The organism is Streptomyces megasporus, assembly GCF_000718985.1.
Classification (GTDB): Bacteria; Actinomycetota; Actinomycetes; order Streptomycetales; family Streptomycetaceae; genus Streptomyces; species Streptomyces megasporus.
On the sequence record NZ_JODL01000007.1, the window covers coordinates 74144 to 88746 of the forward strand.

The 14603-nt window shown below is 72.1% G+C and carries 13 protein-coding genes and 1 riboswitch; of the genes, 9 read left to right on the forward strand and 4 right to left on the reverse strand.

Features of this window, described 5'->3' with window-relative positions; all coding sequences use genetic code 11:
- Positions 1–14: 14 nt before the first annotated feature.
- Together IF47_RS0109000 and IF47_RS0109005 are read right to left on the reverse strand one after the other, a co-directional pair.
- Positions 15–446, reverse strand: coding sequence for an SCO4225 family membrane protein (locus IF47_RS0109000; RefSeq protein WP_031507898.1), 432 nt, complete (start codon positions 444–446; stop codon positions 15–17).
- A gap of 218 nt (positions 447–664) precedes the next feature.
- Positions 665–2116 carry a glycine hydroxymethyltransferase gene (locus IF47_RS0109005; RefSeq protein ID WP_031507899.1) on the reverse strand — a complete coding sequence of 484 codons (1452 nt, stop codon included), beginning with the start codon at positions 2114–2116 and terminating at the stop codon, positions 665–667.
- A 30-nt stretch (positions 2117–2146) separates the two neighbouring features.
- Positions 2147–2253: riboswitch (ZMP/ZTP riboswitch) on the reverse strand.
- 86 nt (positions 2254–2339) lie between these two features.
- Between IF47_RS0109005 and IF47_RS0109010 the strand changes: the two genes are divergently transcribed.
- Both IF47_RS0109010 and IF47_RS0109015 read left to right on the forward strand, forming a co-directional pair.
- The gene (locus IF47_RS0109010; protein ID WP_031507900.1) at positions 2340–2558 is read left to right on the forward strand and encodes a dodecin; all 219 of its coding nucleotides are present in this window, start codon (positions 2340–2342) and stop codon (positions 2556–2558) included.
- A 127-nt stretch (positions 2559–2685) separates the two neighbouring features.
- On the forward strand, positions 2686–3012 hold the full coding sequence (locus IF47_RS0109015) for a GNAT family N-acetyltransferase (protein WP_031507902.1): 327 nt from the start codon (positions 2686–2688) through the stop codon (positions 3010–3012).
- A gap of 137 nt (positions 3013–3149) precedes the next feature.
- Here IF47_RS0109015 and IF47_RS0109020 read toward each other — a convergent pair whose 3' ends face one another.
- Positions 3150–4496: a glycoside hydrolase family 16 protein gene (locus IF47_RS0109020; protein WP_031507903.1), complete on the reverse strand. Its 1347-nt coding sequence runs from the start codon at positions 4494–4496 to the stop codon at positions 3150–3152.
- A gap of 525 nt (positions 4497–5021) precedes the next feature.
- Between IF47_RS0109020 and IF47_RS0109025 the strand changes: the two genes are divergently transcribed.
- The 7 genes from IF47_RS0109025 to IF47_RS0109055 all read left to right on the forward strand — a co-directional run bounded on the left by IF47_RS0109025 (position 5022) and on the right by IF47_RS0109055 (position 13631).
- Positions 5022–6023 (forward strand): LacI family DNA-binding transcriptional regulator, encoded by a 1002-nt coding sequence (locus tag IF47_RS0109025; protein WP_031507904.1) that lies wholly within the window; start codon positions 5022–5024, stop codon positions 6021–6023.
- Between the two features lie 127 nt (positions 6024–6150).
- A complete protein-coding gene (locus IF47_RS0109030) occupies positions 6151–7836 on the forward strand; it encodes an ABC transporter substrate-binding protein (RefSeq protein WP_031507906.1) in 1686 nt (561 codons plus the stop codon).
- Between the two features lie 178 nt (positions 7837–8014).
- On the forward strand, positions 8015–9157 hold the full coding sequence (locus IF47_RS0109035; protein ID WP_037732271.1) for an ABC transporter ATP-binding protein: 1143 nt from the start codon (positions 8015–8017) through the stop codon (positions 9155–9157).
- Complete coding sequence (locus IF47_RS0109040; protein ID WP_031507908.1) at positions 9154–10134, forward strand: ABC transporter permease; 981 nt, start codon at positions 9154–9156, stop codon at positions 10132–10134. Before IF47_RS0109035 ends, IF47_RS0109040 begins: the two co-directional genes overlap by 4 nt.
- A gap of 4 nt (positions 10135–10138) precedes the next feature.
- Entirely contained in the window at positions 10139–11191 is a 1053-nt protein-coding gene (locus tag IF47_RS0109045; RefSeq protein ID WP_031507910.1) for an ABC transporter permease, read from the forward strand.
- Positions 11188–12234 carry an ABC transporter ATP-binding protein gene (locus IF47_RS0109050; protein WP_051717289.1) on the forward strand — a complete coding sequence of 349 codons (1047 nt, stop codon included), beginning with the start codon at positions 11188–11190 and terminating at the stop codon, positions 12232–12234. The genes IF47_RS0109045 and IF47_RS0109050 overlap by 4 nt, the downstream gene beginning before the upstream one ends.
- Positions 12231–13631 carry a GH1 family beta-glucosidase gene (locus IF47_RS0109055; protein WP_031507913.1) on the forward strand — a complete coding sequence of 467 codons (1401 nt, stop codon included), beginning with the start codon at positions 12231–12233 and terminating at the stop codon, positions 13629–13631. Before IF47_RS0109050 ends, IF47_RS0109055 begins: the two co-directional genes overlap by 4 nt.
- Here IF47_RS0109055 and IF47_RS27625 read toward each other — a convergent pair.
- Positions 13544–14599 (reverse strand): lysophospholipid acyltransferase family protein, encoded by a 1056-nt coding sequence (locus tag IF47_RS27625; RefSeq protein ID WP_078591668.1) that lies wholly within the window; start codon positions 14597–14599, stop codon positions 13544–13546. The two genes, IF47_RS0109055 and IF47_RS27625, sit on opposite strands and share 88 nt — an antisense overlap.
- Positions 14600–14603 lie beyond the last annotated feature (4 nt).

Below are 14603 nucleotides of genomic sequence, written 5' to 3' on the forward strand. Positions count from 1 at the left end.
GCGGTTCCTGTCGCTCAGACGCGCCAGATCACGATGATCAGGGTGAAGAACACCGGTACGCCGAGGGGAACGGCCCAGGAAGAGCGCCCGGACCGCGAGGCGGACCGGGACAGGGCCGCGATGATCCTCGCGTTCGCCAGGGCGGCCAGCAGCCAGAACACCGTCCACAGCGGCTCGAAGAGCCAGGTGGGCGACTCGAAGTAGACGTTGTACCCGAGCCAGAGGTCGACCCGGACGACCCACACCACCAGGTACACCACGAGTGTCCAGGGCATGCACAGGACGACGGCCAGGAACCGGGCCGTCGAGTCGGGGTCGTCCACCACGCCCAGCGCGTCGGCCGACGCCCAGAGCGCCAGGACGGCGACCACGGCGAGGTAGACGCGCGACGTCCGGTTGCCGGTGGCCTCCGACACGATGCGGCCGGGCTTCTCTTTCGGCTTCACGGGAGTTCCTGTTCTGCGTGGTTTCCGTGCGGAGGGGCGGCACCCCGTCCGTGGCGCCGGGGTGCCTCCTCCTCCCTTCCGGGCACGGCCGCCGGCCCGCGGCGGCCGTGCCCGTCCCCGCATCGGTGGTTCCGGAGCGACCCGGGCGTTGAAGCCGACGGACCCGACCGGGCCGCCGCCTTCCGTCCGGGGACCGGGCGGCGCTCCGTGGCGCTCCCTCAGGCCAGGTCGATCCCCGGGTAGAGGGGGTGTCCGGCCAGCAGGTCGGCGGCGCGTCCGGCGACGGACTCGGCGACCTTCTCCTCCAAGGCGTACCGCGCCTTGGAGGGGGTTCCGGCCGCGGTGGTGCCCGGCTCGGCGGCGGTGAGGACGGTGTGGATGAGGTCGGCGACCTCGTCCATCTCCGCCGTGCCCAGGCCGCGCGTGGTCAGCGCGGGGGTGCCGATGCGGATGCCGGAGGTGTACCAGGCGCCGTTGGGGTCGCGCGGCACGGCGTTGCGGTTGGTGACGATGCCCGAGGCCAGCAGGGCGTCCTCGGCCTGCCGGCCGGTGAGTCCGTAGCCGGTGACGTCGATGAGCGCCAGGTGGTTGTCGGTGCCGCCGGTGACGAGGGTCGCGCCGCGGCGCATCAGGCCCTCGGCGAGCGCGGCGGCGTTCTCCACCACCCGGCGGGCGTAGTCGCGGAAGGCGGGCCGGCGGGCCTCGGCCAGTGCCACGGCCTTGGCGGCCATGACGTTGGGCAGCGGGCCGCCGAGGACCATGGGGCAGCCGCGGTCGACGTGTTCGGCCAGCGTCTCGTCGCACAGCACCATGCCGCCGCGCGGGCCGCGCAGGGACTTGTGGGTGGTGGTGGTGACGATGTTGGCGTGCGGCACGGGGTCGAAGTCACCGGTGAAGACCTTGCCCGCGACCAGGCCGGCGAAGTGGGCCATGTCGACCATCAGGGTGGCGCCGACCTCGTCGGCGATCTCCCGCATGATCCGGAAGTTCACCTTCCGGGGGTAGGCGGAGTAACCGGCCATCAGGATGAGCGGGCGGAACTCGCGGGCGGCGGCGCGCACCGCGTCGTAGTCGAGCAGGCCGGTGGCCGGGTCGGTGCCGTAGCTGCGCTGGGCGAACATCTTGCCGGAGATGTTGGGACGGAAACCGTGGGTGAGGTGGCCGCCCGCGTCCAGGGACATGCCCAGCATCCGCTGCTCGCCCAATTCGCGCCGGAGCGCCGCCCAGTCCTCCTCGGTCAGGTCGTTGACGTGCCTGGCCCCGGCGCGCTCCAGGGCCGGGCTCTCCACCCGCTGGGCGAGGACGGCCCAGAAGGCGACCAGGTTGGCGTCGATGCCGGAGTGCGGCTGGACGTAGGCGTGGGAGGCGCCGAACAGCTCGCGGGCGTGCTCGGCGGCGAGCCCCTCGACGGTGTCGACGTTGCGGCACCCGGCGTAGAAGCGGCGGCCGACGGTGCCCTCGGCGTACTTGTCGCTGAGCCAGTTGCCCATGGCCAGCAGCACGGCCGGGGAGGCGTAGTTCTCGCTGGCGATCAGCTTGAGGGAGGCGCGCTGGTCGGTGATCTCGGCGCCGATGGCGTCGGCGATGCGCGGTTCGACGCCCCGGATCACCTCCAAGGCGCTGTTGAAGGCGGTGGAGGCGGTGGCGTTCGGGGTGGCTTCGGTGGCCATGGGGCCGCTCCTTGACGTCCTCGACGACGGTGTGGCGGCCCAGGCGCGCGGCTCTTTGTCGCACGTGGTGTCGCACGTGGCGAGGGCCGCTCCCCGATGGTCGATCCCATCTCTACGCGCCAGTCACGGCCCGGTCGGAGCCTAGCACTCGCGCGCCCGACCGGCCTGGGGCACGGTGGACGGGAGAGAACCCTTCGTGACCCATCCCTCACAGGAGGCCACCGTGACCAACCACGTCTACCGGGTGACCGAGATCGTCGGCAGTTCGCACGAGGGTGTCGACCAGGCGATCCGCAACGGGATCGAGCGCGCCTCGCAGACCCTGCGGCACCTGGACTGGTTCGAGGTGACACAGGTCCGCGGCAACATCACGGACGGCCGGATCGAGCACTATCAGGTCGGCCTGAAGGTCGGTTTCCGGCTGGAGGACACGGAGGGCTGATCCGTCCGGCCCCTCCGGGCCCGGATTCACGCCCTCGGCCCCGTGGGCGAAGGGGTAGAAGCACCGTCGCGTGGCACTCGGCCGACCGGAACACCCCGTGTTTCGGTCATTCCGGGAGGAACGCGGCATGCCCACGGCAGCCCTCAACAGCCCGGTCACGATCGTCGACGCGCCGACCCGCGGCCGGTTCGAGGCGCGGATCGGCGTGACACTCGTCGGTTTCGCGGACTACCGCCGCGCCGACGGTCTGGTGACCTGTCCGAGGGTCGTGGTGTCCCGGCCCTTCCTGGGCCGGGGCATCGGCGACCTGCTCGTCCACGTCGCCCTGGAGGACACGCGGCGACGCGGCCTGCGGGTCCGTCCGGCCTGTGCCTTCGTGGAGCGGTGGATCGAGTTGCACCCCGAGTACCGGGAGCTGGTCCCGGTGGACGCGGCGAGCCCGGGCGGCACGTGAGACACGTGTGAGACACGTGAACGGCCGCGGCCGGCGGGTGGTCGGCGCCGGTGCGCCGCCCCCGCCGGCCGCGGCCGGAGCGTGTTCCGTTCGGTTCCGAAGGAACCGGGACCGGGATCGGGACCGTCAGGACCGGGTCACGGTGTGTTCCACTTCTGGTTGGCCGTTCCGGAGCAGGTCCAGATCTGGGTCTTGGTGCCGTTGGCGGAGTTGTTGTCCTTCACGTCCAGGCACTTGTCGGCATTGGGGTTGACGATGTCCCGCGCCGGGGTGACGACCCACTGTTGGGCGGGCGTGCCGTTGCAGTCCCAGAGCTGGACGGGTGTGCCGTCCGCCTTTCCGGCCCCGGAGACGTCCAGGCACTTGCCCAGCGCCCGGATGGTGCCGTCCCCGCCGACCGTCCACTGCTGCGCGGCGTTGCCGTTGCAGTCGTGGATCTGCACCGGGGTGCCGTTGGCGTTGTTCGCCCAGGCCACGTCCAGGCACTTGCCCGCCAGGCCGGTGATCGTGCCGGTGCGTCCGCTCCCGCCGCCGCTGTCGCCGCCGGTGACGCGGACGTGGTCGACGACCATCCGCTGCGGGAAGACGGTGCTGTTGTCGGGCAGGCCCGGCCAGTCGCCGCCCACGGCGAGGTTGAGGATCAGGAAGAACGGCTTGTCGAACACCCAGCGCTTGCCGCCCAGGTCGGCCGGGGTGCGGCGCTGGTAGACCTGGCCGTCCACCGACCAGGTGATGGAGTTCGGCGCCCAGTCGACGGCGAAGGTGTGGAAGTCGTCGGCGAACGCCCGGCCGTTCGGCAGGGTGTACGCGGCGCCGATGCCCTCGCCGCCGGAGTAGCCGGGGCCGTGGATGGTGCCGTGCACCGTGCCGGGCGCGTAGCCGACGTTCTCCATGATGTCGATCTCGCCGCTGTTGGGCCATCCGACACCGGGGTTGTGGATGTCCGCGCCGAGCATCCAGAACGCGGGCCACATGCCCTGGCCGCGCGGGATCTTGATGCGGGCCTCGATGCGCCCGTAGGTCGTGGTGAACTTCCCGGCGGTGTTCATCCGGGCGGAGGTGTACTCGCACCGCCCGTACCAGCACTGGTAGTTGCCCGGGTTCTCCTTGCGGGCGGTGATCACCAGGTTGCCGTTGCCGTCGAGCGCGGCGTTGGCGTTGCCCGGGGTGTAGTACTGCCGCTCGTGGTTGTTGCCGCTGTTGTCGCCGATCTCCATCTGCCACTTGCGGCCGTCGACGGCCGATCCGGCGGGACCGTCGAAGGTGTCCTCGAACAGCACCGCCATGGGCCGGGTCTCGGTGGTCCCGGCCTCGGCGGTCCTGGTCTCGGTGGCCTTCGCCGGGGTGGCGCGGTCGGTCACGGGTCCGGCCGCGGCCGTGCCGGTGACCGCCAGGGTCAGGGTCAGGCCCAGCAGGGCCGCCGCCGACGCCCACGAGCGCCGTCTGCGGGGCGGGGGTCCGTCGGTGTGGGGGGTGGGTCTCATGGAGCTCACTTCCGTCTGTCGGCCGGGAGTTCCGGGTGGGGGTGCGCCGTCCACCGGTGGCGAGGCGTCCACGGCCGCCCGGTCACGGCGTGGCCGGGTCCGCGGGGAGGCGGGACGGGCCGGGTGCCGTGCGGGGGCGCGGGCCCGCCTCGTCCACGGTGGGGGCGTGCGCCGGTGAGGACGGACGGTCAGCGCTCGTGCGTCAACCGCCCGCTCCCCAGGCTCAGTTCAAGCCGTGAGTCAACTCCCACGGTGAGCGGCCCGTCAAGGGCTTGGACGAGACCAATCCGCTTCAAGTCTTGAACACGAGAGCGCTCTTGAGAGCGCTCTCAGAACATCTGCTTCAATTCTGGCGTGAAGTCTTGACGTAGCCGCTCAAGGCCGTTTGACTCCCTGCCCATGTCCGGTACCGGTCCCGGAACCGGTTCCGCTTCTTCCCCGCACCACCCGTGTCCCCACCCCCGCCTGCCCATCTGCCCGCCCACCCGTCCGCCTGTCCGCGTCGAACCCGAGTGAGGAGTGCCCATGCGCGTCACCATCGCCGATGTCGCCCGTGCGGCCGGGGTCAGCAAGTCGACCGTCTCCCGGGTGCTCAACGCCAAGGGCGAGGTGGACCCGGGCACCGCCGACCGGGTGCGCGGGATCATCGCGCGCCTGGGCTACGTGCCCAGTTCACGCGCGGTCGGTCTGGCCCGGGGCAGCACCCGCACGGTCGGCATGCTCGCGCCCTCCCTCACCTGGCCCTGGATGTCCGAGGTCCTCCAGGGCGCGGTGGACGCCGTGGAGACGGCCGGGTACGGACTGCTGCTGTTCACCTGCCACCGCGGCAGGGAGTCGATGGTCCAGTTCGCCGAGCAGGTCTCGGCGCGGGCGTTCGACGGACTGCTGGTGGTGGAGCCGGAGGACGAGATCGACGCCGTCGTCCCGATGCGCCGGGCGGGCCTGCCCGTGGTGCTGGTCGACGACCGCGCCCGCCACCTCTCGTTCCCGTCCGTGTCCACCACCAACGACCTCGGCGGCGAGCTGGCGGCGCGTCACCTGTTGGCGCTGGGACGCCGCGCGCCCGTGGTGATCACCGGCCCACCGCACTTCGGCTGCGTGAGCGAGCGGCTGGCGGGCTTCGTCCGCGCCCTGGACGGGCACGGCGTCGAGCACGACCCGCGCCGCACGGTGGAGGGCGACTTCACCGAACGGTCCGGCGAGGAGGCGGTGGAGAAGTTCCTCGCCGACGGCCTCGACGTCGACGCCGTCTTCGCGCACAACGACCTCAGCGCGGCGGGCGCCCTGCGGGCCCTGCGCGCCGCCGGCCGGCGGGTGCCCGAGGACGTCGCCGTGATCGGGTTCGACGACATCCCGCTCGCCACCCACACCACCCCTCCCCTGACCACCGTCCGCCAACCCCTGCGGGCGATCGGCGAAGCGGCGGCGAACCTGCTGCTCGCCCACATCGGCGGAGACCCGCCGACCCACGACCCCGTCGTCCTGCCCACCGAACTGGTGGTCCGGGCCTCGGCCCCCCATCCGTAACAGCCCCACCCCCGTCCTCGAAGAACGAGATCCACCGCTCCACCCCTTCGTGAGAGCGCTCTCAGGACCGAGGGCGCCAAAGCGGACACACACCGCGACAACCGGAAAAGCCCATGGAGGAGACGCCATGAGAGTCCCCAACCGGACCGGAAACCGGGCCAGAGCCGCCGCCGCGGCGGCTCTGAGCACCACCGTCCTGCTCGCCGGCTGCGGCGCCGGCGCAGGCCAGGCCGGCACGCAGGCCAAGGGGGAGAAGGGCGTGCTGACCGTCGGCATGCCCAACGGCCCGCAGACCAACAACAGCAACCCGTTCCTGGAGACCTCCGCGGGCGCCTCCCTGGGCTACCGCTACATGATGTACGAGCCGCTGGTCATGGTGAACGGCGTCCGCCCGGCCGAGAAGGGCACGCCCTGGCTGGCCAGCGAGTGGAAGTGGTCGGACAACTACAAGAAGCTCACGCTCACCGTCCGGTCCGGGCCCACCTGGTCCGATGGCGAGAAGTTCACCGCCGAGGACGTGGCGTTCACCTTCGAACTGCTCAAGAAGAACCAGACGCTGAACCTCCACGCCGTCCCCTACGACGGCATCAGCCGCAAGGGCGACACCGTCGAACTGACCTTCCCCGAACCGCAGTTCGTCAACCAGAGCAAGATCCTGACCACCCTCGTGGTGCCCGAGCACATCTGGTCGAAGGTGAAGAACCCGGAGACCTGGCCCAACAAGGAGCCCGTCGGCACCGGTCCCTACACGCTCAAGAGCTTCACGCCGCAGACCGTCACCCTCACCGCCCGCGACACCTACTGGCAGGAGGAACCGAAGGTCAAGGAGCTGCGCTACACCTCCTACAACGACAACAACGCGCAGACCACGGCCCTGGCCAACGGCACCTGCGAGTGGTCCTTCGTCTTCACCCCGGACTACAAGAAGATCTACGTCGACAAGGACCCCAAGCACAACAAGCTCTGGTTCCCCTCCGGGCTGGGCGTCCACGGACTGTGGTTCAACACCGCCAAGAAGCCCTTCGACGACCCGGCGCTGCGCCGCGCGATCAACCACGTGATCGACCGCGAGGCCATCCACGTGCGGGCGCAGGCCACGCTCTACCCGAAGATCGAGAGCGTCACGGGCATGCCGCTGCCGGCCGGTGAGCCCTTCCTCGCGCCCGAGTACAAGGGCGTCAAGCAGACCGTGGACGTCGAGGCGGCCAAGAAGGAGCTGAAGGAGGCCGGCTACACCCTCTCCGGCGGCGTCCTGAAGGACCCCTCGGGCAAGCCGGTGACGATGACGCTCACCGACCCCGCGGGCTGGTCCGACTACCTCACCGGCCTGTCGATCATCAAGGACAACGTCAAGCGGATCGGCATCGAGGCCAAGGTGAAGACCCAGACGGCGGACGCCTGGGCCACCGCGCTCAACGAGGGCGACTTCGACGCCACCCTGCGCTGGACCAACAGCGGCGCCACCCCGTACGACATGTACCAGCAGATCATGGACGGCGAGCTGTACCAGCCGCTGGGCAAGGCCTCCCCCGGCGGCAACTTCGGCCGCTTCCGCAACGAGGACGCCACCAAGGCTCTCAAGGAGTACGCGAACGCCAGCGACGAGAAGACCCGCACCGAGGCGCTGAACGAACTCCAGCGGATCATGGTCGAGGAAGTCCCGCTCGTGGCCACCGCCGCCGCCCCGATCGGCGCCGAGTACACCACCCGCAACTGGGTCGGCTGGCCGTCGGAGTCCGACCCGTACGCCCCGCCGCAGCCCACCCAGCCCAACTCGCTGGACGTCGTCCTGCACCTGCGGCCCGCTTCCTGACGACCGGAAGCGACAGAGCCGTCCGCCCCGCCGCGCGATCCGATCCCATCCCCGCACCGGCGGCGGGGCGGACCACACCCCGCCGCCGGCGGCCCTCGGCGACGACGACCACGCCCGAGGGCCACCGAGCGACCACCCAGGACGCAGGAACGACAGCCACCGGCAGGAAGAACCAGCAATGTCCGAAGAACACACCGCACGACCCGCCGACGAGCGCGTGGTGCTGGAAGCCCGAGGGGTGAGCAAGCACTTCCCCGTACGGCGCGGTCCACGCTCGCTGCTCGGCGGCCCCCGCCCGGCGGTCCACGCCGTGGACGACGTCTCGCTGCGGCTGCGCCGCGGCTCCGTCACCGCGCTGGTGGGCGAGTCCGGTTCCGGGAAGTCCACCGTCGCCCGGCTGCTCGCCCAGCTCTACCCGCTGACCTCCGGGGAGATCCTGCTGGACGGCGAGCCCGCGCGGGCGGGCCGGGGGCGGGCGTTCCGCGCGTACTGCCGGCACGTCCAGATGGTCTTCCAGGACCCCTTCGCCTCCCTCAACCCCGTGCACACCGTCCGCTACCACCTGACCCGGGCGCTGCGCATCCACAACCGGGCCGGGAACAGCCGGCAGGAGCTGGAGGAGGCGCTCACCGAGCTGCTGGGCCGTGTCCAGCTCACCCCCGCCGGGCGCTACCTGGACTCCTTCCCGCACGAGCTGTCCGGCGGCCAGCGCCAGCGGGTGGCCATCGCCCGCGCCCTGGCCGCCGACCCCCGGGTGCTGCTGGCCGACGAACCCGTCTCGATGCTGGACGTCTCCATCCGTCTGGGGGTCCTCAACCTGCTGCGCGACCTCAAGGAGCGGCTGGACCTGGCGATCCTCTACATCACCCACGACATCGCCTCCGCCCGCTACTTCGCGGACACCACCCTGGTGATGTACGCGGGCCGGATGGTCGAGGGCGGCGACAGCGAGACCGTCACCCAGCGTCCCGCCCACCCCTACACCCGGCTGCTGCTGGCCTCCGCCCCCGACCCGGACCGCGTCACGGACGGCGAGGACGGCGAGGACGGCGGCGAGGGCCGGGCCGACGAGCCGACCGAGGACGCCGACCCGGCCGGCGGCGAGCCGCCCAGCCTGATCTCGCCGCCTCCCGGCTGCCGCTTCCACCCGCGCTGCCCGATGGCGATGGAGCGCTGCCGCACCCAGACGCCGCCGCGCTTCGACCTCGACGACGGCCAGTGGGCGGCCTGCTGGCTGTACGACACCCCGTCCGCCGTCCCCGCCGGGAGAACGGGCGGGACGGCCGAGGCACCGGGGACCGGATCGGAGGCCGCGTCGTGAAGTTCGTCCTCCAGCGCCTGGCCTTCTACCTGCTGACCGCGTGGGCGGCCATCACCATCAATTTCCTGATCCCCCGTCTGATGCCGGGCGACCCGGTGCAGTCGCTGATCGCCCGTTACCAGGGCCAGCTCTCCAGCAAGTCCATCGCCTCCCTGGAGACCCTCTTCGGGCTCGACCAGGACCGGTCGCTGTGGCAGCAGTACCTGGACTACTGGGCGAACCTGGCCCGCGGCGACCTGGGGCTGTCGTTCACCTTCTTCCCCACCCCCGTCTCGGAGGTCATGGCCCAGAGCCTGCCGTGGACGCTGGCCCTGGTCGGCACCACGACCCTGATCAGCTTCCTGATCGGCACCGGCATCGGCATCTTCGCCGGCTGGCGGCGCGGTTCCTGGCTGGACGGGCTGCTGCCGGTGACCACCTTCATCTCGGCCATCCCCTACTTCTGGCTGGGCCTGATCGCCATCTCCCTGTTCGCCGTGCAGTGGCCGATCTTCCCGGCGGCCGGCGGCTACGACACCAGCCTGGTCCCCGGTCTCGACGCGGCGTTCCTCTCCAGCGCGCTGTACCACGCGGTGCTGCCCGGCGTGACCATCGTGCTCAGCGCGATGGCCGGCTGGATCCTGGGGATGCGGAACATGATGGTGACCGTCTCCTCCGAGGACTACGTGATGGTCGCCCAGGCCAAGGGCCTGCCGGAGCGTCGGGTGATGTTCTCCTACGCCGCCCGCAACGCGATCCTGCCGAACGTCTCCGGCTTCGCCCTCTCCCTCGGTTTCATCGTCGGCGGCACGCTGCTGGTGGAGATGGTCTTCTCCTACCCCGGCATCGGCTACGTCCTCTTCCAGGGCGTCAACGCCAAGGACTACCCGCTGATGCAGGGCGTGTTCCTGATCATCACGCTCGCCGTCCTGGCCGCGAACCTCCTCGCCGACCTGCTCTACGTGCTCCTCGACCCGCGCACCCGAAAGGAGGGCTGACCCGATGACCGTCCAGGCGACCGACCCCGCCGGGGGCGTCCCCGCGGAGACCGCCGCGCCCCCCGCGGCCCGCCGCGACCGGCTGCGCTTCCTGCGCAACGGCAAGACCGCGACCGGGCTGGCGATCCTGGGCCTGTTCGTCCTGCTCGCCGTCGCCGGGCAGTGGCTGGCTCCTCACGATCCGTCCGCGATGAGCGACGATGTCCTCCAACCGCCTTCCCTGGAGCACCCGTTCGGCACCACCCAGACCGGGCAGGACATCTTCTCCCAGGTCCTGGTCGGCACCCGAGGGGTGCTGGTGGTGGGCTTCATCGCGGGCTTCTTCGCCACGCTGCTGTCCGTGCTGATCGGGGTGAGCGCCGGTTTCCTCGGCGGGATCGCCGACGAGCTGCTCTCCGCGTTCACCAACATCTTCCTGGTCATCCCCGGCCTGCCGCTGATCATCATCATCGCCAGCTTCCTGCCGGACTCCGGCGACGTGGTGATCGCGGTGGTCATCAGCCTCACCGCGTGGGCCTGGGGAGCCCGGGTGCTGCGCGCGCAGACGCTGTCGCTGCGCGGCCGGGACTATGTCCAGGCCGCCCGTGCCACGGGCGAGTCCACCTGGCGGATCATCGTCTTCGAGATCCTGCCGAACCTGACCGCCGTCATCGCCTCCGGCTTCGTCGGAACGGTGATCTTCGCGGTGCTGTCCGAGATCACCCTGGCCTTCATCGGCGTCGCGGACATCTCCCACTGGAACTGGGGGACCATCCTGTTCTGGGCGCAGAGCAACCAGGCGCTCGGCCAGGGCGCGTGGTGGTGGTTCGTGCCCGCCGGACTGTGCATCGCGCTGCTCGGCACGGCGCTGTCCCTGATCAACTTCGGCATCGACGAGTTCGTCAACCCCCGGCTGCGCACCGCCGCCCGCGTCCGCGGCGCGATCCGGATGCGGGTGGGCTTCACCCCCGTCGCCCGCGCGCCGCGCCCGGTCCCGAAGGGCGCCGGGGCTTCCGAGGGATCCAAGGCCCCCGAGGATTCCGAGGGCTCCGAGAGGACGGAGGGCACCCCCGCATGAGCACGCCCGAGACCACTCCGGTGACCACCGACGTGGCGACCGCGCCCCCGGTGCTGGAGATCTCCTCCCTGTGCGTCGACTACGGCGTCGGTCAGGGCGCCGTCCGCGCCCTCCACGACGTGGACCTGACCCTGCGCCGCGGCGAGGTGCTGGGCCTGGCGGGCGAGTCCGGTTCGGGCAAGTCCACCCTCGCCTACGCCGTCACCCGGCTGCTCTCCCCGCCCGGGGTGATCACCGGCGGGGACGTCCGCTACCACCCGCGCGGCGGCGAGCCGGTGGACGTCCTGGCCATGACCCCGCAGGAGCTGCGCGCCTTCCGCTGGCAGGAGATCTCCATCGTCTTCCAGGGGGCGATGAACTCCCTCAACCCCGTCCACACCGTCCGCACCCAGCTCACCGACGTGCTCAAGGCCCACCGGCCGGGGATGTCCCGGACCGAGCGCGTCGAGCGCGCGCGGGAGCTGCTGTCGCTGGTGGGGATCTCCCCCGACCGGCTGAGCGCCTATCCGCACCAGCTCTCGGGCGGGATGCGGCAGCGGGTGATGATCGCGATGGCGCTGGCCCTGGAGCCGGAGGTCGTCATCATGGACGAGCCGACCACCGCGCTGGACGTGGTGATGCAGCGTCAGATCCTGCGGCAGTTGGTGCGGCTCCGCGAGGAGCTGGGCTTCTCGGTCGTCTTCATCACCCACGACATCTCGCTGCTGATCGAGTTCTCCGACCGGATCGCCATCATGTACGGCGGCCGGATCGTGGAGCAGGCCGGGGCCGCCGAGATCTACCGCGATCCCCGCCACCCGTACAGCGACGGCCTGCTGCACTCCTTCCCCGCGCTGCGCGGCCCGCGCCGCGAGCTGACCGGCATCCCCGGCTCCCCGCCCGACCTGAAGGCCATGCCGCCCGGCTGCGCCTTCCACCCCCGCTGTCCCAAGGCCTTCGACCCCTGCGACCGGCGGGTGCCCCGCCTGGCGCCCGTGGGCACGGACACCGACCGCAGCGTCGCCTGTTGGTTGAACGACGACCGTCGATCTGGAGAAGCATGACCACCATCCCCACGCCCGCCGTGGCGCCGATCACCGGACTGCCCGCGGACTTCCGCTGGGGGGTGGCCACCTCCTCGTACCAGATCGAGGGCGCCGTCGCCGAGGACGGCCGCACCGCCTCCATCTGGGACACCTTCTGTCGCGTCCCCGGCGCCGTGGTCGGCGGGGAGAACGGCGACACGGCCTGCGACCACTACCACCGGATGCCGCAGGACGTGGAGCTCATCGCCTCCCTCGGCGTCGACACCTACCGCTTCTCGCTGGCCTGGCCGCGCATCCAGCCGGGCGGGCGCGGGAAGCCCAACCCACGCGGCATCGCCTTCTACGACCGGCTGACCGACGAGCTGCTGGAGCGCGGCATCACCCCGTGGGTGACCCTCTACCACTGGGACCTGCCCCAGGAGCTGGAGGACGCCGGCGGCTGGCCGGAGCGGGACACCGCGTACCGCTTCGCCGACTACGCCGAGATCGCCCACGACGCCCTCGGCGACCGCATCGGGCACTGGACGACGCTGAACGAGCCGTGGTGCTCGGCGATGCTCGGCTACGAGCAGGGGGTGCACGCGCCCGGCCGCCGCGACTTCGGCGACGCCATGCGGGCCGTCCACCACCTGCTGCTGGGCCACGGGCTGGCCGCGCGGCGGCTGCGGGCCGCGGCGAACGCCCCCGAGGAGCTGGGCATCACGCTCAACCTGGGCACCTCCACCCCGGCCGGCGACAGCGAGGCCGACCGGGAGGCCGCCCGCCGCGCCGACGGGCTGGGCGCCCGGATCTACCTGGACCCGCTGGTGCGGGGACGTTATCCACAGGACGTGCTGGACGACCTGTCCGCCAGGGGGGTGACCCTCCCTGTGGAGGACGGCGATCTGGAGGCGATCTCCACACCGCTGGACGTGCTGGGGGTCAACTTCTACACCGGTCACGTCTTCTCCGGGGTCACCGAGGACGGCTCGACCACCGGCGAGGACGGCCTGCCGGTGGCGCGGATCGTCCCGCAGGGCCGGCCGCGCACGGCGATGGACTGGGAGATCGTCCCCGAGCGCCTGACCGAGCTGCTGGTGCGGCTGGAGAAGGACTACGGCCTGCCGACGGTGGTCACCGAGAACGGCGCCGCCTTCGACGACGTGCCGGCGGCCGACGGCGCGGTCCACGACGCGGACCGGGCCGCCTACCTGGCCGACCACATCCGCGCGGTGGCGGCGGCCCGCGCCGCCGGGGCCGACGTGCGCGGCTACTTCGCCTGGTCGCTGATGGACAACTTCGAGTGGGCCTACGGGTACGCCAAGCGCTTCGGCCTGGTTCACGTCGACTACGCCACCCAGCGCCGCACGGTCAAGGACAGCGGGCTGTGGTACCGGGACACCGTCCGCCTCACCCGACGGGCCGCCGAGGGCTGACGGGGCGAGAGGTCCGGTGAGGGCGCCGGCGGGCATCGGGGGGTGCCGGCCGGCGCCCTCTTCCGCTCCGTCGGGTCCGCCGGGTCCACCGGGGTCGTCGGGGTCGTCGGGGCCGCCGCCCCCGCCACCGCCTCCTGAGCCGCGCGGGCCAGCGCGCGTCGGTCGGGGTGGGCGCCGGGCGGCAGCGGCGGCAGGACGGTCACCTCGGCGACCAGACCGCGGGCGGCGACCACCCGGCGCAGCGAGGCCACCAGGGTGTCGTCGCCGACGAAGGCGGCCGGGGTGCCGGCCGGGGTGCTCGACGCGGTCGCCGCCGGCCGCCCGTCGCGCGTCCGGTAGCGGATCGCCATCGGCCGGACGGGCACCCCGGCGTCCATCGCGGCCTGGAACACCGCCCGCCGGAACACGCCCTGTCGCCGGCCGCACCAGGTGCTGCCCTCGGGGAAGGCCACCACCGTCGACCCGGCGCGCAGGGCCTCGGTGATCGCGCCGACCGTCCCCGGCAGGGCTCTCAGCCGCTCCCGGTCGATGAACAGGGTGCCGCCGCGGGCGACGAGCCGGCCCAGCACCGGCTGGTCGCCGATCTCCCGTTTGGCCAGCATCCGGCCGGGCGTGACGGAGGCCAGCAGCGGCACGTCCAGCCAGGAGACGTGGTTGGCGACCACCAGCGCCGCGCCCTCCGTCCCCGCCTCGGGCGCGCCCGTGACGTGGACCCGCACGCCGAGCGCGACGGTGATCGCGCCGGCCCAGCGCCGCACCCACCGCTCCCGCCGGGCCGGCGCCGAGCGGCGCACGGCGGGCGCCGGCGCCACCCCCGCCGCCAGCACGGCGGTCAGGGCCGCCCAACGTGCCGCGCGCCGCAGCGGCCCCACCACCGCCGGACGGTCGGGCAGGCAGCCGGCGACGGTGCACGGCGAGATCGGGGACCACGGCCCGGCGCCCGCCGCTCCTCCCCCCGGGTGTCCCATGCGT